Genomic DNA, 23,489 nt, shown 5'->3' on the forward strand with positions numbered 1-23,489 from the left:
CGCCTCCGCCGTCGGCCGGGGCGGTGCAGATGGAGAAGCTGGACCGAGGGCTGGTCAGCGTCCGCTCCGGCAGCGGCAACCTGGTCTCCTGGCGGTTGCTCGGCACCGAGACCTCCGGAGTGGAGTTCAACCTCTACCGGGGAACCACCAAGGTCAACGCCAGCCCGATCACCGGCGCCACCAACTACCTCGACAGCGGCGCGGCGGCCGGCTCGGCGTACACCGTGCGGGCCGTGGTGGGCGGCGCCGAGCAGGCGGCGTCACCACCGGCGTTGCAGTTCGGCGCGGGCTACCTGGACGTGCCGTTGCAGGTCCCGGCCGGGGGCAGCACCCCCAGCGGCGAGAGCTACTCCTACAGCGCCAGCGACGCCTCCGTCGGTGACCTCAACGGCGACGGCAACTACGAGATCGTGCTCAAGTGGGAACCGTCGAACGCCAAGGACAACTCCCAGTCCGGCTACACCGGCAACGTCTACGTCGACGCGTACACCGTTACCGGCACCCGGTTGTGGCGGGTCGACCTGGGCCGCAACATCCGGGCCGGCGCCCACTACACCCAGTTCCAGGTGTACGACTACGACGGCGACGGCCGCGCCGAGGTGGCCATGAAGACCGCCGACGGCACCCGCTCCGGCACCGGTCAGCTCATCGGTTCGTCGTCGGCGGACCACCGCAACTCCAGCGGTTACGTGCTCTCCGGCCCGGAGTACCTGACCATGTTCAACGGGCAGACCGGCGCGGTCGCCTCCACCGTCAACTACGACCCGCCGCGCGGCACCGTGTCGTCCTGGGGCGACTCGTACGGCAACCGGGTGGACCGGTTCCTCGCCGGCACCGCGTACCTGGACGGGCAGCGCCCCTCGCTGATCATGGCCCGGGGTTACTACACCCGCGCGGTGATCGCCGCCTGGGACTTCCGCAACGGCACGCTGACCAAGCGCTGGACGTTCGACTCGAACTCCTCCGGCAACGGCGCCGCCGCCGGTCAGGGCAACCACCAGCTCTCCGTGGCCGACGTCGACGCCGACGGTCGCCAGGAGATCGTGTACGGGGCCGCCACCATCGACGACAACGGCCGGCTGCTCCACTCGACGGGCAACGGCCACGGCGACGCCCTGCACGTGGGGGACCTGGACCCGGGCCGCGCCGGCCTGGAGGTGTTCAAGGTCGACGAGGACGCCAGCAAGCCCAGCTCCTACTTCGCCGACGCCCGTACCGGTCAGGTCCTCTGGTCCACGCCGGCGTCCGGTGACAACGGCCGGGGCGTCTCCGCGGACATCTGGGCGGGCAGCCCCGGCGCGGAGTCGTGGTCGTCAGCGGTCGCCGGACTGGCCAACACCAGGGGGCAGAACGTCGGGCGCAAGCCGTCCTCGGCCAACTTCCTCGCCTGGTGGGACGGCGACCCGGTGCGGGAACTGCTCGACGGCACGAAGATCGACAAGTACGGCACCGGCGGCGAGACCCGGCTGCTCGACGGCAGCGGGGTGGCTTCCAACAACGGCACCAAGTCCACGCCGGCGCTCTCCGGCGACATCCTGGGCGACTGGCGCGAGGAGGTGATCTGGCGGACCACCGACAGCCGGGCGCTGCGCATCTACAGCACACCCACCCCGACCAGCACCCGGATCTACACCCTGATGCACGACCCGCAGTATCGGGTGGCGATCGCGTGGCAGAACACCGCCTACAACCAACCGCCGCACCCGGGGTTCTTCATCGGCAACGGAATGGGCACCCCGCCCACGCCAGACATCCACCTACGGTGATGCAGCCCCTGGCGGTCCCGAGCGGGGTCGCCTAGGGTGGCAGGCACCGGGCCGCAGCCGCGGAATCCGCTCAGCTCCGGCCCGGTGCGCCACACCGCGGCATTCCCAACCCGTCCCGACCGGGAATGCCGTACCACCACCGGCACCAACATTAGGCACCGTCCGGGTCGGCGGGGTGACGCCGACGTGAAGATCGTGTTTCACGCGCCCTGGCGTAGACCGCCCGCCACCTGCTCGGCGATCAATTCGTACGACCGCACCCGGTCCTGCACGTCGTACACCAGCGTGGTCAGCATCAGCTCGTCCGCGCCGGTGCGCTCCACCAGGTCGGTCAGCTGCCGACGCACCGTCTCCGGCGAGCCCAACGCCTGGCCGTCACGGCGCGCCAGGACGAACTCCCGCTCGATCTCCGAGTACGGGTAGGCCGCCGCCTCGTCGGGCGTGGACAGCGGCTCCGGCCGCCCGGAGCGCAACTTCAAGAACGACAGGGCGCTCGGCCCGGCCAACCATTCGGCCCGCTCGTCGGTCTCCGCGCACACGGCGTTGACCGCCACCATCGCGTACGGCTTGTCCAGCCACTGCGACGGCCGGAAGTTCTGCCGGTACAGGGCCAACGCCGGCAGGGTGTTCTGCGAGCTGAAGTGGTGCGCGAAGGAGAACGGCAGACCGAGCAGACCGGCGAGCTGGGCGCTGAAACCGCTGGAGCCCAACAGCCACACGGCCGGCTGCTCACCGCGGCCCGGCGTGGCGATGATCTGCCCCGGCTTCTCCCCGCTGAAGTAGTTCATCAGGTCCGTCAGCTCGCGCGGGAAGCCCTCCGCCGACAGGCCCTCCATGGTGCGCCGCAACGCCAGCGCGGTCACCTGGTCGGTGCCCGGCGCCCGCCCGATGCCCAGGTCGATCCGACCCGGGTGCAGCGCCTCCAGGGTGCCGAACTGCTCGGCCACCACCAGCGGCGCGTGGTTGGGCAGCATCACCCCACCCGACCCCAGCCGGATCGTCGAGGTGTTCGCCGCCAGGTGCGCCAGCAGCACCGCGGGGGCGGAGCTGGCGATCGCCGGCATGTTGTGGTGCTCGGCCACCCAGAACCGGTGGTAGCCCAACTCCTCGGTGCGGCGGGCCAGCTCCGTGGTGGCCTGCAACGCCGCGCCAGCGGTGGTGCCCTTGGCGACCGGGGCAAGATCAAGAACAGACAACGGTACGGTGATCACACGGTCAGCCAACCCGTCACCGACCGGCTTTGTTCCAACATGCGGGTTTTCGTCGGCCACCTCACCCGTCGCTCAGCCCATCCCGCGCGCCTGCTCGAAGATCAGACTGGTCTGCGTGTGCTGCACCACCGGGTCCACAGCCAGATGGTCCAGCACGAAGTCCCGCAACGCGTCGCCGGACGCCGCCCGCACATGCAGCACGTAGTCCTCCGCACCGGCCACGTGGAACACCGACACCACCCCCGGCAGCCGCACCGACCGGGCCCGGAACGCGTCCACCGCCGCCCGCTCGTGCGCGGTCAACCGCACCGACACCAACGCCTGCAACGGCAGACCGAGCGCCGCCGGATCCACCTCGGCGTGGAACCCACGGATCGCACCGCGCTCGCGCAGCGCCCGGGTACGCGTCAGGCACGTCGACGGCGCCACACCCACCCGCTCGGCGAGGGCGTTGTTCGGCAGGCGGCCATCCGCCGCCAGCTCGGCCAGGATCGCGCGGTCCACCTCATCCAGGGCCGGGTACGGCCGCAGATCATTCGGCTCAGGGGGCATTGAGCTATCCTCGCCCGAATCCAACACGAAAACCAGCCCGATTTGCAGAATCATCTGCCGAACCGTTGCCCATCAGAGGCCAGATGTTCGACGCTACCGCCATGACAACGATGGACACCCGGGCCGTCCACGCCGGCCGCGACGACCTGCGCACCCTCGGCGTGCACGTACCACCCATCGACCTGTCGACCACCAACCCGCTGCCCTCCGTCGACGACGGCGGCGCCGCGTACGAGCAACTCGCCACCGGCGGCACGCTCCCCGCCGACGGCGGCGCCGTCTACCAACGGCTCTGGAACCCCACCGTCGCCCGCTTCGAAACCGCCCTCGCCGAGTTGGAAGGCACCGCCCAGGCCGTCGCCTTCGCCAGCGGAATGGCCGCCCTCACCGCCACCCTGCTCGCCGCCGCCCGCGACGACCGCCGACACGTCGTCGCCGTCCGACCCCTCTACGGCGGCACCGACCACGTCCTCGCCACCGGCCTGCTCGGCACCACCGTCACCTGGACGCGCCCCGACGAGGTCGCCGCCGCCATCCGCCCCGACACCGCACTGGTCATCGTCGAGACACCCGCCAACCCCACCCTCGACCTGGTCGACATCGCCGCCCTCGCCGCCGCGGCCGGCGACATCCCACTGCTGGTCGACAACACCGTCGCCACCCCCGTACTGCAACAACCCGCCCGCCACGGCGCCACCCTCGTCCTGCACAGCGCCACGAAGAGCATCGGCGGACACGGCGACGTCCTCGCCGGCGTCGTCGCCTGCGACGACACCTGGGCCGTACGCCTGCGCCAGGTCCGCGCGGTCACCGGCGCGATCCTGCACCCCCTCGGCGGCTACCTGCTGCACCGCGGCCTGCAAACCCTGCCGCTGCGGGTCCGCGCCCAACAGGCCACCGCCGAGAAGGTCGCCGGCTGGCTCGCCGACCACCCCGCCGTACACCGGGTGCACCACCCCTCGGTGCACGACCCGGCGGCGCTGGTCGGGCGGCAGATGTCCGGACCCGGCAGCCTGCTCGCCTTCGAGGTACGCGGCGGCGCGCCCGCCGCGGCCGCCGTCGCCGGCGCCTGCCGCCTCATCACCCACGCGGTGTCCCTCGGCGGCGTGGACAGCCTCATCCAGCACCCCGCCTCACTCACCCACCGGCCGGTCGAGGGCGACGCCAAACCCGCTGCCGCCCTGCTGCGCCTCTCGGTCGGCCTCGAAGACCCCGAAGACCTGCGTGCCGACCTGGCCCACGCCCTCGACACGATCGCCTGACCCTCAGCGCAGCTCGCGGTTGCCCAACACCCGCACCGGCGAACCCTCCCGGGCCACCCGCAACATTGCCCGACCGATCCCGTCGGTCGTGGTGACCTGGTTCGGCAGCAAGCGACGCAGCACCGGAAACAGCGGGCGGGTGACCGCGTACCCGAACCGGTACCACCGCGTCTTCGACACGGCCCCGTACGTCGGCTGGATGAACCCCGGCCGCGCCGCGTAACCGTTGGGCAGAAGATCCATGATCGCGTTCTCGGCGCGCCCCTTGACCCGCGCCCACATCACCCGACCCTGACCCGACGAATCGGTGCCCTGACCCGAGACGTAGACGAAGGTGACCTGCGGGCTCACCTCGGCCAACAACCGTGCCGCAGCGAGGGGGTAGTCGTAGCTGACCCGCGTGTACGCGGCCTCGTCCAGACCCAGTGAGGACACCCCCAGGCAGTAGAAACATGCGTCCACATCGGTCAACTCGGCCCGCACCGCGTCCAAGTCGCCCACGTCCGCGACCGTCAGCTCCCGCAGCTTCGGATCACGCGCACCGGTCGGCCGCCGACCGACAGTGAGCACCTCCCGCACGTCGTCGGCGAGCAGGCACTCGCGCAACACGCCCTGACCGACCATCCCGGTCGCACCGAAGACAACCACCCGCATCAGATCGCACCCCTGTCGCCGCAACTGCCACCGGCCATCCGGCGGCGCATCAGCCAGGCTGCCACGGTCGGCGTGATCCGGGCGGTGCCGGTCAGGACTTGGGGCCGACGTGCCGGTCCAGCGTGGCGACGGCGCCGCGGCGCGCCACCGACAGCGAGTTGCGTCGGTTCATTCGCCAGGCGACGCCGAGCAGGTCGAGGCTCCACTGGCAGAGCCGCATGATGTCGGCCGACTCGTTGACGAACATGTAGCGCGGGTAGATGTAGTGCCGGCCTCTCGTCGTGACCCGGTTGGCGATGCGGCAGCCGTCGGAGTGGAACAGCCCACGCAGGAAGTCGCCGGGGTGCTGTTCGATGATCGGTCGTTGCCAGTCGGCGAGGACGATCGGTCGCTCGTGCTTCTTGCCCGGACCGTGCTGCGGGAGCAGGCAGGGCCAGTGCACCCCACTGCTTTCGACCGAGACGCAGCCCTGCTTGGTGATCCTTTGCACACGCGCGGCGAGCACCGCGAGCATGGCGGCCTCGCACGCGTCGATGAGATCCGGATACGTCGCCGTGCAAGCAATCCGCAGCACCGGGACCTTCGGTGAGACGGCCAGATGACCGTCGCCCAGGTAGAGACCGAGCAGGTAGGCGTAGGCAGCGGGGTCGGTCGGATTCTCGACATCCGACCGGCACCGGAAGCACCGAAGCTCCGTGCCGCGCTTCACCGGTTCCGGTCGATCGACACACCAGTGCCAGACGGTCGCGTACGGCAGGGAGAGCGTGCGAGCTACTGCGTGGATGTTGTGTCCGCGAGCGCGGAGGGCGCGGGCCTGTGCCCGCATCTGCGGTGGATGCACGCACACATCGTCGAACACGTGTATGACAAAGTGCCGGGAGCGGGATTCGAACCCGCAAGCCCTTTCGGGCAGAAGTGTTTGAGACTTCCGTGTATGCCGTTCCACCATCCCGGCGGGTGGCGCCTACTGTACCCGACTACTCTCATGCGGGAGCATGGGTGGTAGCCGTGCAGTGATCGATGGTGGGGGTAGGGCTGGTGGCTGAGATGCCGACGGATGCCGAGCGTAGGCGCGTACTGATCGCCGAGGACGAGGCGCTGATCCGGCTGGACCTCGCCGAGATGCTGGTCGAAGAGGGTTACGAGGTGGTGGGGGAGGCCGGTGACGGCGAGACAGCCGTACGCCTCGCCGAGGAGCTGAAGCCCGACCTCGTCATCCTCGACATCAAGATGCCGATCATGGACGGGCTGGCCGCCGCCGAGCGCATCGCCGGTGCCCGGATCGCCCCGGTGATCATCCTGACCGCGTTCAGCCAGCGTGATCTGGTGGAGCGGGCGCGGGCGGCGGGCGCCATGGCGTACCTGGTGAAGCCCTTCCAGAAGAGCGACCTGGTCCCGGCGGTGGAGATCGCGCTGTCGCGTTACTCGGAGGTCGCGGCCCTGGAGGCGGAGGTCGCGAGCCTGACCGACCGCCTGGAGATCCGTAAGTCGGTGGAGCGCGCCAAGGGCGCGCTGATGACCACGTACGGGATGACCGAGCCGCAGGCGTTCAAGTGGATCCAGCGCACGGCGATGGACCACCGGATGACCATGAAAGAGGTTGCCGAGCGGATCCTCGCGGAGACCGCCGGCGGCGAGGTGACCCTCCCGGCACCCTGACCGGCGTCGATTCATGTCGCGGCGGATGGGGGCAGTGCTCGGCGTTGTCGCCGTGCTGGTGGCCGCCTGTCAGGCCGCGGCCTGTCCCGACTGCGAGGAGCCGCCGCGACCGGTCCGGCCGGCCTGGCAGTCGGTGGTCCTGCCGGACACGCCGGGTGTTCCGGGTCGACCGGTGCTGCGCGACGCCACCGCCTGTGCCGGCCGGTGGTACGTGGTCGGCGGCGTGGTCGATCTGGCCGGGGAGACCCGCCCGGCCGCCTGGAGCAGCCCGGACGCCATGTCCTGGGTGCCGCTGCCGACGGCGCCGGTGACGTTCTACGGCCGACAGCACGTGCTCTCCGCGGCGGCCTGCCGGGACGGACGGCTGGCGGCGGTCGGGGCGAAGAGCGGGGGCGCGCACGGCAATCCTCGCACCGGCACCTGGCGGCAGGCGTCGGACGGCACGCTGCACGAGGTGGACGCGCCCTTCGAGCGGTACGCCGGGCCGCGCGCGGTCAACGTGGCCCGGCTGGCGGCGGGGCCGCAGGGCTGGTTGATCGCCGGTACTCGGATCGACGGTGCGGCGGTCTGGATCTCCCCGGACGCGGCCGGGTTCGCGCTGGTGGAGGGCGCACCGGAGCTGGCTGGTGACGAGCGGGGGCGGACGGCGGCGTACGACGCGGTCGCCGTGCCGTCGGGCTGGCTGATGGTGGGTGCGCTGCTGCCGCCCGGGGGTACCGCGCTGGCGCCGCTGGCCTGGTCCTCGGCGGACGGCCGGAGCTGGCAGCGGGCCGCCCTGCCGGTGGTGGACGGGCGGGGGCAGGCGCAACGGGTGACGGTGCTTGGCGGCGTGCCGGTGGCGGTCGGGCCGGTGCGGGCTGGATTCGGCAGTTGGCGGCTGACCCCGCAGGGCTGGCGGCCTGCGGGCGGATTCGGGGCGGCCGGACCAGGTGTGGCGTCGGCGGCCGGGCTGGTGGCCGTCGGGCAGAGGTTGGTGGCGGTGACGAGGGACGGGGACCGTCACGCACTGTGGCTCTCGGTCGATGTGGGCGAGTCATGGCGGGTGATGACCATGCCGCAGCCGGTACCGGACAGCGGAGACACTGCGGTCGCGGTGACCTCGACGGGAGATCGACTGCTGCTGGTGACGGACGATGGGAAAACGTCGCGTGCCTGGTGGGCGGGGGTGTCGGACCTTGATCGGTAGCTGACGGAAGCCCGCTGGCCGGCGCCGAAGAAACAAAGGTGAAAATGCTTCACGACCGAAGGTTCTTACAGGGATCGTTTCCAATCCGCCACGGCGTGTAACGGTTCGGTCAACCCGCTCGCTTGGGGCTTACGTCACAGCTCCACGGTGGGATAACGTCCGGCCCCAGACCGGCGACGACGGTCTGGTTCGTCCGCCCCCGCAAGGGCCAATAGCCAGCGGGTGGTTCGGACCATGGGACGAGGAGGGTTCGGGCCTTGAGGCAAAAGCTCGCGCGCGTTATCGGTGGGGTCGCCATGGTGGCGCTCGTCGCCGGCGGAACCGCATGCTCCAGTGGCGACGATGCGGCAGGCGGGGGCGGTGACGCCTGCGGCAGCAAGATCGCATTCTTCGGCGCGCTGACCGGCAGCTCGGCCGCGCTCGGCATCAACGAGAACAACGGTGTCAAGCTCGCCGTCGACAAGTACAACAAGGAAAACGCCGACTGCAAGGTCGAGCTGGCCGGCCTGGACTCGCAGGGCAGCCCCGACCAGGCGCCTGGTCTGGCGCAGAAGGCGATCGACGACACCAAGATCCTTGGCATCGTCGGCCCGGCGTACTCGGGTGAGTCCGAGGCGGCCGGCCCGCTGTTCAGCGAGGCCGGCCTGGTGACCATCACCCCGTCCGCGACCCGGCCGAGCCTGGCCGACCAGAAGTGGAAGACCTTCTTCCGCGCGGTCGGCAACGACTTCAGCCAGGGCCCGGCGGCCGGCAACTACATGAAGAACGTGATGAAGGCCGACAAGGTCTACGTCATCGACGACCAGTCCGCGTACGGCGCCGGCCTGGCCGACGAGGTCAAGAAGGTGCTCGGCTCGGCGGTTGTCGGCTCGGACAAGGTCCAGGGCGAGGGCAAGCAGACCGAGTTCTCCGGCGTGGTCACCAAGGTCAAGGCCGCCAACGTGAAGGCGATCTTCTACGGCGGTTACTACCAGGAGGCCGGCCTGATCCGTAAGCAGCTCACCGCTGCCGGGGTCACCGCGCCGCTGGTCGCCGGCGACGGCGTCAACGACGGTGCGTACATCACCTCCGCTGGTCAGGCGGCGGCCGAGGGCACCATCCTCACCTGCCCGTGCGCGCCGGCCGCTGAGGCCCGGGGCACCTTCGTGCAGGAGTTCAAGGCGCTCCACGGCACCGACCCGGGCACCTACAGCGACACCGCCTACGACGCGGCGAACATCCTGCTGGCCGGCATCAAGGCTGGCAAGACCACCCGTGAGGGCCTGCTGGAGTTCGTGAAGGGCTACAGCGGCGAGGGTGTCGCGGCGAGCTACAAGTTCACCGAGACCGGCGAGCTGGACCCGGCACAGGTCAAGGTCTGGGCCTTCAAGGTCACCGGCGGCAAGGTTGTCCCGGATCAGGAGATCCCGAAGTCCTGATGTTGGTCGCTGCTACGGCGATTGAGTTGTGATCGCGGGTGCGGCCGGGAGCTGCTCGCTCCCGGCCGCACCCCAATTTTCTCTCCAGACGTGATGGAGCGTCCCTCCCTTGGACTTCAATGGACTGTTCTCCAACTTCGGGGAACTCACCACGACCGGCCTGACCCAGGGCGCGATCTACGCCCTGGTCGCGCTCGGCTACACGCTGGTCTACGGCGTGTTGAGACTCATCAACTTCGCTCACTCCGAGGTCTTCATCGCCGGCGCGTTCGCGGCGATCTGGACCTGGAACGGCTTTGGACTCGACCAGAACTCACAGGTCAGCGGGGTTGGATCGATCCTGTTCTACCTGCTGGTGGCGATGATCGTCGCCGCCATCGCCTCGGCGGGCACCGCGACGGTGATCGAGCGGGTGGCGTACCGGCCGTTGCGTAAGCGCAACGCCCCGCCGCTGGCCTTCCTGATCACTGCGATCGGCGCCTCGATCGCGATCTCCGAGGCCTTCGGCATCTGGACCCGCCGACTGCCGGAGGGCGCGCCCAGTCTGGTGAGCAGCAAACCGCTGTTCCACCTCTTCGGCGTGCCGATCGACTCGGTGCAACTGCTGACGATCGGCGCGGCGCTGCTGATGATGGTCCTGCTGGACCTCTTCATCAACCGCAGCCGTACCGGCCGGGGCATCCGGGCCGTGGCCCAGGACGCCAACACCGCCGCGCTGATGGGTGTGAACAAGGACCGGATCATCCTGATGGTCTTCATCACCGGTGGTTCCATGGCCGGCGTGGCCGGTCTGCTCTACGACGTGCGGATCCAGACCCTGACCTACAGCGTCGGTTTCCTGCTGGGGCTCAAGGCCTTCACCGCCGCGGTGCTGGGTGGTATCGGCAACCTGCGCGGCGCGCTGATCGGTGGCCTGCTGCTGGGCGTGGTGGAGAACTACGCCGCAGGTCTGTTCGGCAGTCAGTGGAAGGACTTCGCTGCCTTCGCGGTGTTGGTGGTGCTGCTGATGTTCCGGCCGACCGGTCTGCTGGGCGAATCGCTGGGGAGGGCACGGGCATGACGACCGTCCTGGAGAGGGTGCGTTCCGGCCGCGAGGCGGCCGGAGAACGGTGGCGTGGCGCGCCGCGCTGGGTGCGCTGGGCGCTGCTGGTCGCGGTGATCGCGTTCTTCTACGCGCTGCCGAACAGGGAGTTCTACCAGTATCTCGGGCCGATCCCGACCCCCGGTGCGAACTTCACGCAGGTGCTGTTCACCGTCTCGATCTACGTGCTGCTGGCCGTCGGGTTGAACATCGTGGTCGGTTTCGCCGGCCTGCTCGACCTGGGCTACTTCGGCTTCTTCGCCGTCGGCGCGTACACCGTCGCGGTGCTGACCTCGCCGAGCAGCAACCTCAAGACGCTCTGGCCGTGGCTGCTCGTGGTGCCGCTGGCGATCGGGCTGACCATGCTCTCGGGTGTGATGCTCGGTACGCCGACGCTGCGACTGCGTGGCGACTACCTGGCGATCGTGACGCTCGGCTTCGCCGAGATGATCCGGATCGCCGCGGTCAGCTCGGAGTTCCTCAAGGGCCAGCGGGGCTTCAACCAGATCCCGCACCCGCCCGGCAAGTACGCCGACGGCAAGCCGTTCTTCGGCGTGCTGGACGCCCGGCCGTACTACTGGCTGGTGCTCACGCTGATCATCCTGGTGGTGATCGGTGTGCGGAACCTGACGCACAGTCGGGTCGGTCGGGCCTGGATCTCGATCCGGGAGGACGAGGACGCGGCGCAGCTGATGGGTGTGCCGACGTTCAAGTTCAAGCTCTGGGCGTTCGCCTCGGGTGCCGCGATCGCCGGCCTGGCCGGCGCGCTCTTCGCGGGTAAGCAGAACTTCGTCAACTCGCAGAACTTCGAGCTGCTCAACTCGATCATCATCCTGGCGGCGGTGATCTTCGGTGGTTCGGGCAACATCGTCGGCGCGATCGTCGGTGGCGGCCTGGTGGCGTACATGATCGAGCGGTTCCGCGGCATCGAGCTGTTCGGCGTGGAGCTGTACGAGTACCGGTTCCTGATCTTCGGTCTGGTCCTCGTGGTGATGATGATCTTCCGGCCGGAGGGCCTGATTCCGAACCGACGACGGGCGGCGGAGTTCAAAGACCGTCGCAAGGAGGTGATCGTCGGTGAGTGACACCGATCAGACGCCGGCTGTTCCGGCGCAGGCCGGCGCGCCGGCGATGGAGGCGGTCCCCAGCCGGGAGCCGCTGCTGGAGGTCGACGACGTCACGCTGCGCTTCGGCGGCGTGGTCGCGCTCGACAACGTCAACTTCACTCTCTACAAGGGTGAGATCCTCGGGCTGATCGGCCCGAACGGCGCTGGCAAGACCACCTGCTTCAACGCGATGACCGGCATCTACCAGCCCACCAAGGGTGAGATCCGGTTCCGTGGCGGCAAGATCAGCGGGAAGAAGCGCCACCAGATCACTCAGATGGGTATGGCCCGGACGTTCCAGAACATCCGTCTGTTCCCGGAGATGACCGCCCTGGAGAACGTCCAGGTCGGCGCGGACGCGCACCACAAGACCAGCGTGCTCTCCGCTCTGTTCCGGTTGCCTCGGCACCGGCGCGAGGAGCGCGAGGGACGGGAGAAGGCCGAGCGGCTGCTGGAGTTCGTCGGCATCCGGCACCGGCTGCACGAGTTCGCCCGCAACCTCTCCTACGGGGAGCAGCGGCGGTTGGAGATCGCCCGGGCGCTGGCCACCGATCCGGTGCTGCTCTGCCTGGACGAGCCGGCCGCCGGCTTCAACCCGGCGGAGAAGGAGGAGCTGCTCCAGCTCATCCGGCAGGTCCGGGACACCGGCGTGACCGTGCTGCTGATCGAGCACGACATGCGCCTGGTCATGGGCGTCACTGACCGGATCGTCGTGCTGGAGTTCGGAAAGAAGATCGCCGAGGGGCTGCCCGCCGAGGTGCGGGACAACCCGAAGGTGGTCGCGGCGTACCTGGGGGTGCCGGACGATGTTGCTTGAGATCGAGGATGTGAGCCTGCTCTACGGGCGGATCCAGGCGCTGCACGGCATCAGCCTGACCGTGGCCGAGGGTGAGATCGTCGCGCTGATCGGTGCCAACGGCGCCGGGAAGTCGACCACCATGCGGGCGATCTCCGGGATTCGGCCGATCGCCACCGGCAGCATTCGCTTCGAGGGCGAGGACATCTCCAAGCTCCGGGCCGACCTGCGGGTCCGGCGGGGGCTCTGCCAGGCTCCCGAGGGCCGGGGGATCTTCCCCGGCATGTCGGTGCTCGAGAATCTGGACATGGGGGCGTACACCCGGCGCGACCGCGCCGGAATCGCCGAGGACCTGGCCCGGGTGCTCGACCTCTTCCCCAGGCTGGCGGAGCGACGTAAGCAGGCCGGAGGTACCCTTTCCGGCGGCGAGCAGCAGATGCTGGCGGTCGGTAGGGCGTTGATGAGCCGGCCCAAGCTGCTGTTGCTCGACGAGCCCTCGATGGGGTTGGCGCCAATGCTGATCCAACAGATCTTCGACATCATCAAGGAGATCAACGAGCAGGGCACCACCGTCCTGTTGGTGGAGCAGAACGCGCAGCAGGCGCTGGCCCGAGCGCACCGGGCGTACGTGCTCGAGACCGGCAAGATCGTCAAGACCGGAACCGGCGCCGAGCTGCTGCACGACCCGGCGGTCAAAGAGGCATACCTCGGCGTGGCCTGAGCGGCCGTCACACCCCTCACGCAAGGAGTGCAGAGACATGTTCAATACCAACGGTGCCCGCCGGGCGGCGCTCGGTGCCGCCAGTGCGGCGCTGATCGCCCTCTCGCTGACGGCGTGTGGGGAGAAGGAGAACAGCGGCTCGCCCGGTGCCGGTCCGACCGTCACGGCTGCAGCCGACTCGGCGCTGGCCGGGAAGGTGCCCGACGCCATCAAGTCCGACGGTGTGATCAAGGTCGGCACCGACTCGACGTACGCCCCGGCGGAGTTCCTCGACGCCGACGGCAAGACGGTGGTCGGCTTCGACGTCGAGCTGTTCAACGCGGTGGCGCAGAAGCTGGGTCTCAAGGCCGAGTACGAGTCGTCGCCCTTCGACGCGATCCTGCCCGGTGTCGACTCCGGCAAGTACGAGATCGGCGTGTCGTCGTTCACGATCAACGCCGAGCGGCTCAAGAGCGTCAACATGGTGAGCTACTTCTCCGCAGGCACCCAGTGGGTGACCAAGGCCGGCAACGCGGCCAAGATCGACATTGAGAACGCCTGCGGCAAGAAGATCGCCGTGCAGACCGGCACCGTGCAGTTCGACGACATCACCGCCCGGTCGAAGAAGTGCACCACCGGCGGCAAGCCGGCGATCACCATCGACCAGTACCAGGCGCAGAGCGACGCCACGGCCGCCGTGTTCAGCGGCAAGAACGACGCCATGCTGGCCGACTCGCCGGTCGGGGCGTACGCGGTGAAGCAGAGCAACGGCTCGCTGGAGGTCGTCGGCGAGATCTACGAGTCCGCCCCGTACGGCTACGCCGTCAAGAAGGACCAGACCGCCTTCGCCGAGGTGCTCAAGGAGGCCGTCCAGGCGGTCATCGCTGACGGCTCGTACCAGACCGCGTTGAAGAAGTGGGGCGTCGAGGGTGGCGCCATCACCACCTCGGCGCTGAACCCCGCCAACTGACGCATGTCGTTGGAAACGGACACAACCGAACGGGCACGGCCGGAACCCATCCAGGCCGTGCCCGTCCGGCATCCCGGGCGTTGGGTAGCGGTCGCCGTGATCGGGGTGCTGGTGGCCATGTTCGTCCACCTGCTGGTGACGAACAAGGCGTTCAACTGGGCGTTCATGGTCGACGAGATGTTCCGGCCGCCGATCATGGAGGGTCTGCGCGGCACGCTCGCGCTGACCGTGCTCGCGATGGTGATCGGCGTCAGTCTCGGCGTTGTCGTCGCCATCATGCGGTTGTCGGAGAACCCGATCCTGCGGGGCGTCTCCTGGGCGTACACCTGGTTCTTCCGAGCGGTGCCCCGGCTGGTGCTGGCGATCCTCTTCGGCAACCTCGGCATCCTCTGGGCCCGGATCGAGTTCGGGCTCCCGTTCGATCGGCAGATCGGCGCGCTCTTCGGCGTCGACGACTTCGAGGCACGTCTGTTCGGCTTCTCCGCGCTGGAGATCCTCACGGGATTCGTGGCCGGCATGCTGGCGCTCGGGCTCTCCGAGGCGGCGTACATGGCCGAGATCGTTCGGGCCGGGATCCAGTCGGTCGACGAGGGGCAGACCGAGGCGGCACAGGCGCTGGGCCTGAGCCGTACCCAGATCCTGCGGCGCATCGTGCTGCCGCAGGCGATGCGGGTGATCATCCCGCCGACCGGCAACGAGACCATCGCGATGCTCAAGGACACCTCGCTGGTGGCCTTCGTGCCGGTCTCCACCGAGCTGTTCTTCCAGCTCAAGGCCGTGGGTAACCGGACCTTCCAGGTCTTCCCGATGTACGTGGCGGCCTGCCTGTGGTACTTGCTGCTGACCAGCGTGCTGCTCGTCGGGCAGTACTACCTGGAGCGGCACTTCTCCAAGGGGTTCGGCAAGAGCGCCCAAGCGAAGATCAGACTGCGCGGGATCACCGCGGAGGCCGGCGGTAGCGCGAGCGAGGCGGGTCGCTGATGACACAGGTGACGACGACACCGGCGGCGGGGGCCGCGGGAACGGCCGGCGACGGCGTGATGGTCCGCGCCGAGCAGGTGCACAAGTCGTTCGGGCCGGTGGAGGTGCTCAAGGGCATCGACCTGGAGGTCCGCAGCGGCGAGGTCTGTTGTCTGCTCGGGCCCTCCGGCTCGGGCAAGTCGACGTTCCTGCGCTGCATCAACCATCTGGAAAAGATCAACGCTGGCCGGATCCGGGTGGACGGCGACCTGATCGGCTACCGGGAGCGCGGCGGCAAGCTGCACGAGATGCGGGAGAAGGAGATCGCCGCCCAGCGCCGCGCGATCGGCATGGTGTTCCAGCGGTTCAACCTCTTTCCGCACATGACCGCCCTGCAGAACGTCGCCGAGGCGCCGGTGCTGACGGGCCGGGAGCGCAAGGGCGCCGCCCGGGACCGGGCCGCCGCGCTCCTCCAACGGGTCGGGCTGGGCGACAAGCTGGGCAACTACCCTGGGCAGCTCTCCGGCGGGCAGCAGCAGCGGGTGGCCATCGCCCGGGCCCTGGCCATGCAGCCGAAGCTGATGCTCTTCGACGAGCCCACCAGCGCGCTGGACCCGGAGCTGGTCGGCGAGGTGCTCGACGTGATGAAGGACCTGGCCCGCGACGGCATGACGATGATCGTGGTGACCCACGAGATCGGCTTCGCCCGGGAGGTCGGCGACTCGCTGGTCTTCATGGACGACGGCGTGGTGGTGGAGTCCGGCCCGCCGCGCGAGGTGATCGCCAACCCCCGGCACGACCGGACGAAGGCGTTCCTGGCCAAGGTGCTCTGAGCCGGGGTCAGGAACTCCTGCACGACCCGGCGGTCAATAAGGCGTACCTCGGCGTGGCCTGACAGCCCCTGCGAAACGAACGAGCCGGCCGGTGAGGGGTGCCCCTCACCGGCCGGCTCGCATCCATCAGACCGGGATCCGCGCCCTGTCGGTCAGTTGGATCCGGAGCGCGCACACGCGCTCCGGCGGAGGAACCGCCAAGCGTTTCGCCATCTTGCCGAATCGGGCTAGGAAATGTAGAGCCGGAGCCAGAAGCCGCGCGTACCGCACCGACAGCCGTCAGCCTGGGTGGTTGCCGAACCGGCGATGCGCTCAGCCGCGACTGGACGGTCGCCGCTAAACCCCGGCATGCACCAGTAGGTGGTGTAACCGGCGGCCACCTTCGCTTTGCCGTCGGCCTCGCATTGCTTCTCCTCCGAGGGATAGTAGAAGGACATGGTGATCCAGCCACCCGCCTGAGCCGGGGCGGCCGTGGCCGTGAGCCCACCCACCGCGACAAGCATCGCCACGACGACTTGCATGATCGTCTTACGCATTCGAAACCCCCGTTGATCGACGTTGCGATCAAACTAATCGATGGCCGCCATTGTCGCTGCCCCGTTCGGCGGCAGGGTCGTCGCCGACGACGGGCATGCGGCCGGTAGAGGTCCTGCCGGCCGCACCGTTCGACCTCAGCTCGCGAAGTGGTTGAGGTGGTGACCCCTCAGCGCGAGGTGGTCGGCGGATCTGTCAGGGCTACGGACTAGAGTCGCTGCCGTGACAGCTACGACACCGCGCCTGCTCCTCGTCGACGGACATTCCATGGCATACCGGGCTTTCTTCGCCTTGCCTGTGGAAAACTTCTCCACCACGACGGGGCAGCCGACCAACGCGGTGTACGGCTTCACCTCGATGCTGATCAACGTGCTGCGCGACGAGCAGCCCACCCACATCGTCGTGGCCTTCGACGTCTCCCGCCACTCCTTCCGCACCGACAAGTACGCGGAGTACAAGGCCGGCCGCAGTGAGACCCCGACCGACTTCAAGGGCCAGGTCAGCCTGGTCAAGGAGGTCCTGGCCGCGCTGCAGATCCCGGTGGTGGAGAAAGAGGGCTTCGAGGCCGACGACGTCATCGCCACGCTCGCCTGCCAGGCCCGCGACCAGGGCATGTCGGTGCTGATCAGCAGCGGCGACCGCGACGCGTTCCAGCTGGTCGACGATCAGATCACCGTCCTCTACCCGCGTAAGGGCGTCTCCGACCTGGCCCGGATGGACCCGGCGGCGATCGAGGCGAAGTACGGCGTTCCGCCACAGCAGTACCGGGACCTCGCCGCGCTGGTCGGCGAGACCAGTGACAACCTGCCCGGCATCCCGGGCGTCGGCCCGAAGACCGCGGCCAAGTGGATCACCACGTACGGCGGGGTGGAGGGCGTGATCGCCCGGGCCGACGAGATCAAGGGCAAGGCCGGCGACAGCCTGCGGGAGCGGCTCGCCGACGTGATCCGCAACTACGAGATCAACCGCCTCGTCGCCGACCTGGAGCTGCCGCTGCGCCCGGAGGACACCCGCTGGACGGGCTGGGACCGGGAGGCGGTGCACCAGGTCTTCGACACCCTGGAGTTCCGCATCCTGCGCGACCGTCTCTACCAGTACCTGGAGGCGGTCGAGCCGGAGGCCGAGTCCGGCTTCGACCTCACCGGCGAGGTGCTCACCGAGCCCGGTGCGCTGGCCGGGTGGCTGACCACGCACGTTCCGACCGGCACCCCGGTCGGGTTGGCGGTCAAGCTCGACACCGGCCCCAACCGCCGGCACACCGCCTCGATCACCGGTCTCGCGCTGGCCACCGCCGGCGGCGCGGCTGCCTGGGTCGACCCGGCGCAGCTCGACCCGACCGACGAGGGCGCCCTGGCCGGCTGGCTGGCCGACGCGCAGCGCCCCAAGGTGCTGCACGACAGCAAGCCGGCCGTGCTGGCCTGCGCCGCGCACGGCTGGCAGCTCGCCGGCATCGTCAGGGACACCCAGATCGCCGCGTACCTGGCCCGCCCCGACCAGCGGTCCTACGACCTGACCGACCTGGCGCTGCGCTACCTGCACCGGGAGCTGCGGGTGGACGTCCCGGAGTCCGGCCAGCTCACCCTCGACGGCCTCGGCGACGAAGGGGTGGTCGAGCAGAACCTGATGCTCCAGGCCCGGGCCACCCTCGACCTGGCCGACGCGATCGACGCCGAGCTGTCCCGCGACGGCGAGCAGTCCGCCCGGCTGATGGCCGGCGTGGAGCTGCCGCTGATGCGGGTGCTGGCCACCATGGAGAGCACCGGCATCGCCGCCGACACCCACTATCTCTCCGAGCTGGAGGCCCACTTCGCCGCCGAGGTGAAGGCCGCCGCGCAGGGCGCGTACGAGGCGGTGGGTCGGGAGTTCAACCTCGGCTCGCCCAAGCAGTTGCAGGAGATCCTCTTCACCGAGCTGGGTCTGCCGAAGACCAAGAAGATCAAGACGGGCTACACCACCGACGCCGATGCCCTGCAGTGGCTCTACGCGCAACAGCCGCACCCGGTGCTGGCCCACCTGCTGCGTCACCGGGACGTGGCCAAGCTCAAGTCGACAGTCGACGGGCTGTTGAAATCGGTCTCCGACGACGGCCGGATCCACACCACCTTCAACCAGACCGTGGCGGCCACCGGTCGGCTCTCCTCCACCGAGCCCAACCTGCAGAACATCCCGATCCGCACCGAGGAGGGCCGTCGGATCCGTCGGGCCTTCGTGGTGGGGGAGGGCTACGAGTCTCTGCTCACCGCCGACTACAGCCAGATCGAGATGCGCATCATGGCGCACCTCAGCTCGGACGACGCGCTGATCGAGGCGTTCAACTCCGGCGCCGACTTCCACGCCGCCACCGCCTCGTCGGTCTTCGGGGTGCCACTCGACGAGGTGACCCCCGACCAACGCCGCAAGATCAAGGCCATGAACTACGGCCTGGCGTACGGCCTGAGCGCCTTCGGCCTGTCCCAACAGCTCAGCATCAGCACCGAAGAGGCGCGCGGGCTGATGGAGAACTACTTCGCCGGCTTCGGCGGGGTGCGCGACTACCTCCAGCAGGTGGTCGCCCGGGCCCGCCAGGACGGCTACACCTCCACCATCCTCGGCCGACGCCGCTACCTGCCCGACCTGGTCAGCGACAACCGGCAACGCCGCGACATCGCGGAGCGGATGGCGCTCAACGCCCCCATCCAGGGCTCCGCCGCCGACATCATCAAGGTGGCGATGCTGCACGTCGACACCGCGCTCGCCGAGGCCGGGCTGGGCTCACGGATGCTGTTGCAGGTGCACGACGAGTTGGTCTTCGAAGTCGCCCCGGGTGAGCGGGAGTCGTTGGAGGCGCTGGTCCGGCGGGAGATGGGCGAGGCTTACCCGTTGTCCGTGCCGCTGGAGGTGTCGGTCGGTCTGGGCCGGGACTGGAACAGCGCCGATCACTGATTCTGGGTTGCGGGTGGGGTTCCGGGGCAGCCCGACCCACTCCGGGCGGTCAGGCTTGATCCCTGCGTGGGTGGGGCTGCCCCGGAACCCCTGACCGGGTCGTCCTGGTCGCGGCCGTAGGCGTGGTACGCGCTAATTAGATCGAGCGGAGCCCCCGCGCCGCCCGTCCGTCCCCACAGCGCCCGGCGTGCACCGACGGCCGCGCGCCGGTTCCTACTTCATCGGGTCGTGGCCCCAGTTCATGAGGGACCAGCGCCACTTGGTGTCGCGGACGTTGCCGGAGGGGCGCTGCGCCATGTGCCGGCGTACGTAGCCGACCACCTTGCGCATGTGCTTGTAGTCGCCCTCGGACAGGTCACCGCGTTTGCGGCGGAGCAGGTTGATGATCTTCCGACCGGATTCGTGCCCGACGGATTCGCCACCACCGGCGCGACCGCCCTTGTGCCAGCCGACCTGCTTCGACTCGTCGGTCTCCAGCCACGTGGACAGCTCACCGGGCTTCATGTTCACCGCCTCGGTGAACTCCCGGTAGGTGTCCCGGCCATCGTCACTTCTGCTCATGGCGCAGCGCCTCGGGGCGGTGGGCCACGTCGCGGCCCGTGCCGTCACTGCGGACCCGGTACTGCGGGTCCTCGGGGGCCGCGTTCACGGCCCGCCCGCGGATCCGCGTCCGTTCGGTGATCGTCCCCTGCACCACGCCGTACGCGCGGCTGCCATGGGCCGACCAGGAGACATGATCGCCCTGGTGGAATCTCTGTTCGGCCATGGTCCTCGGCTACCCGACCCGGCCGGGGAGAAACGACTACAGGGTGATCTCAGCGATCGGCAGCTTGATGTCGAACGGCTCGGCCAGCTCGATCACGTCGGACGACGGGTGCGGCGCTCAGTCGGCGGGCTTCTCGGTGACGAAGATGGCGGTGCCGGGGAAGAGTCGTCCGCGCAGCGGGCTCCACTGCCCCCAGATCCCCTCGTGACCCTCCGGCCACTCCGGCTCCACCAGGTCCAGCAGCCGGAACCCGGCGCCGACCAGCTCGCGGATCCGGTCGCCGAGGGTGCGGTGCTGCTCGACGTAGGTGGCCACGCCGGCCTCGTCCTGCTCCACGTACGGGGAGCGGTCGAAGTACGAGTGCACAGCCGTCAGGCCGCCCTCGCCGGGGTCGTCGAGGAAGATCCACCGCATCGGGTGGGTCACCGAGAACACCCACCGACCGCCCGGGCGCAGCACCCGGTGCACCTCGGCGAGCAGCGCCGCCGAGTCGTCCACGAACGGGATCGCGCCGAACGCGGTGCAGGCGACGTCGAACGACCGGTCGGCGAACGGCAGGGCGAGCGCGTCGGCCTGCACCAGCGGTACGCGTACCCCGGTGCGGTCGGCGGCCTCGGCGGCGTGCCGCAACATGCCGGCGGACAGGTCGAAGGCGACCGGTCGGGCGCCCTGGGTGGCAAGCCAGCGGGCGGCGGCCGCGGCGCCGGCGCCCACCTCCAGCACCCGCCGCCCCGACACGTCGCCGAGCAGCCGGGCGTCGGCCTCGCGAAGGCCCTCGGGGCACCACACGAAGTCCACGTCGCCGAGGAACGCGCCGTGTTCGGCCTGGTAGTCGTCGGCGTCGGTGTCCCACCAGCCGCGGTTGGCGCGCCGGGCCTCGGCGTCACCCACCCGGCGCCGGGTAACCCGGCTGTCGTCATCCACGCGCTCACGCTAGGCCCCACCCACCCCATTGGGTACGGCGGCGCGCGTCCACGATCTGCGCGACCCCTCGCACGGCCGGCCTGATCGGCTCGTCTTCGGTGCCGTCGCGCTGTCCGAGCCGGTGGGCCGCGCCGACATCCAGGAAGCCGGGTCGGTCAGGCGCGGCCTCCGCGGTGCGCGCCGGCGGGGCGGGAGGGGCTGCTGTGACGCAGGAAACAGCAGGGGTCTTTTCCGGGCGATTGTTCGGCTTTCGCAGGTCATCGCATGAAGAGAACCCGGGAGGGCTTGCACGCTGTGGTAATGCGCACGGTAGGCTAGACGATGCGCTCGCGGATCGCGTTGCCTCGGCAGGGAGCAGGTGCGCGGTCGACGGAGCCACATCATGATCTCACTAGGCGATCGTTCGGTGTGCCCGGCGACGGATCCGCTGGCGCGAACAGGTCACTGCGACACACCAGCCTGCTGTGACAACCCACCGACCGGAGCAACCGCCCACATGACGAGCAGCATCGAGGCCCCCTCGAGCGCCACCCGGGTCACCCACGACGATCTCGGTTCCGAGGAGGCATTCCTCGCCGCGATCGACGAGACCATCAAGTACTTCAACGACGGCGACATTGTCGAAGGCACCGTCGTCAAGGTCGATCGGGACGAGGTCCTGCTCGACATCGGCTACAAGACCGAGGGTGTCATCCCCTCTCGGGAGTTGTCGATCAAGCACGACGTGGACCCCGCCGAGGTTGTGACGGTTGGCGACCACATCGAGGCCCTGGTCCTCCAGAAGGAGGACAAGGAGGGTCGTCTGATCCTCTCCAAGAAGCGGGCGCAGTACGAGCGGGCCTGGGGCACGATCGAGAAGATCAAGGACGAGGACGGCGTCGTCCGCGGTTCGGTCATCGAGGTGGTCAAGGGCGGCCTCATCCTCGACATCGGGCTGCGCGGCTTCCTGCCCGCGTCCCTGGTCGAGATGCGTCGTGTGCGCGACCTGCAGCCGTACGTCGGGCGGGAGCTCGAGGCCAAGATCATCGAGCTGGACAAGAACCGCAACAACGTGGTCCTGTCCCGCCGGGCCTGGCTGGAGCAGACGCAGTCCGAGGTGCGCACCGAGTTCCTCAACAAGCTGCAGAAGGGCCAGGTCCGCAAGGGCGTCGTGTCCTCGATCGTCAACTTCGGCGCCTTCGTGGACCTGGGCGGCGTCGACGGTCTGGTGCACGTCTCCGAGCTGTCCTGGAAGCACATCGACCACCCGTCCGAGGTCGTCGAGGTTGGCCAGGAGGTCGAGGTCGAGGTCCTGGACGTCGACCTGGACCGCGAGCGGGTCTCGCTGTCGCTGAAGGCGACCCAGGAAGACCCGTGGCGGCAGTTCGCCCGCACCCACGCGATCCAGCAGATCGTGCCGGGTAAGGTCACCAAGCTGGTTCCGTTCGGTGCGTTCGTCCGCGTGGACGACGGCATCGAGGGTCTGGTCCACATCTCCGAGCTGGCCGAGCGCCACGTGGAGATCCCGGAGCAGGTCGTCCAGGTTGGCTCCGAGGTCATGGTCAAGGTCATCGACATCGACCTGGAGCGCCGCCGGATCTCGCTGTCGCTCAAGCAGGCCAACGAGGGCTTCGTCGAGGGCGAGGAGCACTTCGACCCGACCCTCTACGGCATGGCCGCGACGTACGACACCGAGGGCAACTACATCTACCCCGAGGGCTTCGACCCGGAGACGGGCGAGTGGCTCGAGGGGTACGACAAGCAGCGCGAGACCTGGGAGAACCAGTACGCCGAGGCTCGTCTGCGCTGGGAGGCCCACACCAAGCAGGTGCAGACCTCTCGGGCCGCCGACGCCGAGGCTGCCGCCAACCCGACTCCGGTCGTTCCGGCCGCTGGCGGCGGCGGTGGCGGTGGCACCACCTCCTCGTCCAGCCCGGCCCCGAGCCGGCAGGCCGAGGAGCCGGCCGGCACGCTGGCCACCGACGAGGCGCTCGCCGCACTGCGGGAGAAGCTCGCCGGCGGTAAGTGACCCGCTGAACGACGACGGGCCCCGTCCCCGCGATCTCCGGATCGCTGGGGGCGGGGCCCTCGCCGTACCCGCTGTGCCCCGTACCCGCCGTACCCGCCGTACCCGCCGTACCCGCCGTACCCGCCGTACCCGCCGTACCCGCCGTACCCGCCGTGCCCCGCACTCGCCGTGCCCGGTACTC

At 69.4% G+C, this 23,489-nt stretch carries 21 protein-coding genes, 1 tRNA gene and 1 pseudogene; 14 read left to right on the plus strand and 9 right to left on the minus strand.

Going from position 1 to position 23,489, the window contains the following annotated elements; all coding sequences use genetic code 11:
• Positions 1 to 1,766 (plus strand): rhamnogalacturonan lyase (locus DLJ58_RS01885; RefSeq protein WP_148097966.1); only part of this gene is annotated, 1,766 nt, incomplete at its 5' end.
• Between the two features lie 200 nt (positions 1,767 to 1,966).
• On the opposite strand, the gene DLJ58_RS01890 is transcribed toward DLJ58_RS01885, so the two are convergent.
• Positions 1,967 to 2,977 carry an LLM class flavin-dependent oxidoreductase gene (locus DLJ58_RS01890; RefSeq protein ID WP_244218744.1) on the minus strand — a complete coding sequence of 337 codons (1,011 nt, stop codon included), beginning with the start codon at positions 2,975 to 2,977 and terminating at the stop codon, positions 1,967 to 1,969.
• 72 nt (positions 2,978 to 3,049) lie between these two features.
• Positions 3,050 to 3,529: an Lrp/AsnC family transcriptional regulator gene (locus DLJ58_RS01895; protein ID WP_124853566.1), complete on the minus strand. Its 480-nt coding sequence runs from the start codon at positions 3,527 to 3,529 to the stop codon at positions 3,050 to 3,052.
• Between the two features lie 83 nt (positions 3,530 to 3,612).
• Between DLJ58_RS01895 and DLJ58_RS01900 the strand changes: the two genes are divergently transcribed.
• A complete protein-coding gene (locus DLJ58_RS01900; protein ID WP_124853567.1) occupies positions 3,613 to 4,791 on the plus strand; it encodes a trans-sulfuration enzyme family protein in 1,179 nt (392 codons plus the stop codon).
• 3 nt (positions 4,792 to 4,794) lie between these two features.
• Here the strand turns inward: DLJ58_RS01900 and DLJ58_RS01905 are convergent, their stop codons facing one another.
• From DLJ58_RS01905 to DLJ58_RS01915, 3 genes are all read right to left on the minus strand, one after another.
• The gene (locus tag DLJ58_RS01905; RefSeq protein WP_124853568.1) at positions 4,795 to 5,445 is read right to left on the minus strand and encodes an NAD-dependent epimerase/dehydratase family protein; all 651 of its coding nucleotides are present in this window, start codon (positions 5,443 to 5,445) and stop codon (positions 4,795 to 4,797) included.
• A 91-nt stretch (positions 5,446 to 5,536) separates the two neighbouring features.
• Positions 5,537 to 6,286 (minus strand): transcriptional regulator, encoded by a 750-nt coding sequence (locus tag DLJ58_RS01910; protein ID WP_124853569.1) that lies wholly within the window; start codon positions 6,284 to 6,286, stop codon positions 5,537 to 5,539.
• 31 nt (positions 6,287 to 6,317) lie between these two features.
• Positions 6,318 to 6,400 (minus strand) — tRNA-Leu (locus DLJ58_RS01915).
• An 83-nt stretch (positions 6,401 to 6,483) separates the two neighbouring features.
• Here DLJ58_RS01915 and DLJ58_RS01920 point away from each other — a divergent pair.
• The 10 genes from DLJ58_RS01920 (at position 6,484) to DLJ58_RS01965 (ending at position 16,154) form a co-directional block, all read left to right on the plus strand.
• Positions 6,484 to 7,104 (plus strand): ANTAR domain-containing response regulator, encoded by a 621-nt coding sequence (locus tag DLJ58_RS01920; RefSeq protein WP_112582684.1) that lies wholly within the window; start codon positions 6,484 to 6,486, stop codon positions 7,102 to 7,104.
• Positions 7,105 to 7,117: 13 nt separating this feature from the next.
• Complete coding sequence (locus tag DLJ58_RS01925) at positions 7,118 to 8,290, plus strand: Kelch repeat-containing protein (protein ID WP_124853570.1); 1,173 nt, start codon at positions 7,118 to 7,120, stop codon at positions 8,288 to 8,290.
• 257 nt (positions 8,291 to 8,547) lie between these two features.
• A complete protein-coding gene (locus DLJ58_RS01930) occupies positions 8,548 to 9,708 on the plus strand; it encodes a branched-chain amino acid ABC transporter substrate-binding protein (protein WP_124853571.1) in 1,161 nt (386 codons plus the stop codon).
• Between the two features lie 109 nt (positions 9,709 to 9,817).
• A complete protein-coding gene (locus tag DLJ58_RS01935) occupies positions 9,818 to 10,768 on the plus strand; it encodes a branched-chain amino acid ABC transporter permease (RefSeq protein ID WP_124853572.1) in 951 nt (316 codons plus the stop codon).
• Entirely contained in the window at positions 10,765 to 11,874 is a 1,110-nt protein-coding gene (locus tag DLJ58_RS01940; protein ID WP_091407909.1) for a branched-chain amino acid ABC transporter permease, read from the plus strand. The genes DLJ58_RS01935 and DLJ58_RS01940 overlap by 4 nt, the downstream gene beginning before the upstream one ends.
• Before the next feature lie 46 nt (positions 11,875 to 11,920).
• Positions 11,921 to 12,712, plus strand: coding sequence for an ABC transporter ATP-binding protein (locus DLJ58_RS01945; protein ID WP_167493670.1), 792 nt, complete (start codon positions 11,921 to 11,923; stop codon positions 12,710 to 12,712).
• Positions 12,702 to 13,412: an ABC transporter ATP-binding protein gene (locus tag DLJ58_RS01950; protein WP_124853574.1), complete on the plus strand. Its 711-nt coding sequence runs from the start codon at positions 12,702 to 12,704 to the stop codon at positions 13,410 to 13,412. Before DLJ58_RS01945 ends, DLJ58_RS01950 begins: the two co-directional genes overlap by 11 nt.
• A 37-nt stretch (positions 13,413 to 13,449) precedes the next feature.
• Positions 13,450 to 14,361, plus strand: a complete 912-nt coding sequence (locus DLJ58_RS01955; protein WP_124853575.1) for an ABC transporter substrate-binding protein — start codon at positions 13,450 to 13,452, stop codon at positions 14,359 to 14,361.
• A gap of 3 nt (positions 14,362 to 14,364) precedes the next feature.
• Positions 14,365 to 15,342 (plus strand): amino acid ABC transporter permease, encoded by a 978-nt coding sequence (locus DLJ58_RS01960; RefSeq protein WP_124853576.1) that lies wholly within the window; start codon positions 14,365 to 14,367, stop codon positions 15,340 to 15,342.
• Positions 15,342 to 16,154: an amino acid ABC transporter ATP-binding protein gene (locus DLJ58_RS01965; protein ID WP_124853577.1), complete on the plus strand. Its 813-nt coding sequence runs from the start codon at positions 15,342 to 15,344 to the stop codon at positions 16,152 to 16,154. The genes DLJ58_RS01960 and DLJ58_RS01965 overlap by 1 nt, the downstream gene beginning before the upstream one ends.
• A gap of 227 nt (positions 16,155 to 16,381) precedes the next feature.
• Here the strand turns inward: DLJ58_RS01965 and DLJ58_RS01970 are convergent, their stop codons facing one another.
• Positions 16,382 to 16,690 (minus strand): hypothetical protein, encoded by a 309-nt coding sequence (locus DLJ58_RS01970; protein ID WP_124853578.1) that lies wholly within the window; start codon positions 16,688 to 16,690, stop codon positions 16,382 to 16,384.
• 220 nt (positions 16,691 to 16,910) lie between these two features.
• Here DLJ58_RS01970 and polA point away from each other — a divergent pair, with 220 nt between their 5' ends.
• Positions 16,911 to 19,610 carry a DNA polymerase I gene (gene polA / locus DLJ58_RS01975; protein ID WP_124853579.1) on the plus strand — a complete coding sequence of 900 codons (2,700 nt, stop codon included), beginning with the start codon at positions 16,911 to 16,913 and terminating at the stop codon, positions 19,608 to 19,610.
• 216 nt (positions 19,611 to 19,826) lie between these two features.
• Here polA and DLJ58_RS01980 read toward each other — a convergent pair.
• From DLJ58_RS01980 to DLJ58_RS01990, 3 genes and pseudogenes are all read right to left on the minus strand, one after another.
• Positions 19,827 to 20,171: pseudogene (locus DLJ58_RS01980) on the minus strand (DUF3140 domain-containing protein); the annotation flags it as partial.
• Positions 20,158 to 20,376 (minus strand): hypervirulence associated TUDOR domain-containing protein, encoded by a 219-nt coding sequence (locus DLJ58_RS01985; protein WP_124853581.1) that lies wholly within the window; start codon positions 20,374 to 20,376, stop codon positions 20,158 to 20,160. The pseudogene DLJ58_RS01980 and the gene DLJ58_RS01985, both read right to left, overlap by 14 nt.
• A gap of 117 nt (positions 20,377 to 20,493) precedes the next feature.
• Positions 20,494 to 21,300, minus strand: a complete 807-nt coding sequence (locus DLJ58_RS01990) for a class I SAM-dependent methyltransferase (protein WP_124853582.1) — start codon at positions 21,298 to 21,300, stop codon at positions 20,494 to 20,496.
• Between the two features lie 496 nt (positions 21,301 to 21,796).
• On the opposite strand from DLJ58_RS01990, the gene rpsA reads away from it, so the two are divergent.
• Positions 21,797 to 23,308, plus strand: coding sequence for a 30S ribosomal protein S1 (gene rpsA, locus DLJ58_RS01995; protein WP_124774754.1), 1,512 nt, complete (start codon positions 21,797 to 21,799; stop codon positions 23,306 to 23,308).
• Positions 23,309 to 23,489: the final 181 nt, after the last annotated feature.

The sequence above is a fragment of the Micromonospora arida genome (assembly GCF_003857035.1).
Classification (GTDB): Bacteria; Actinomycetota; Actinomycetes; order Mycobacteriales; family Micromonosporaceae; genus Micromonospora; species Micromonospora arida.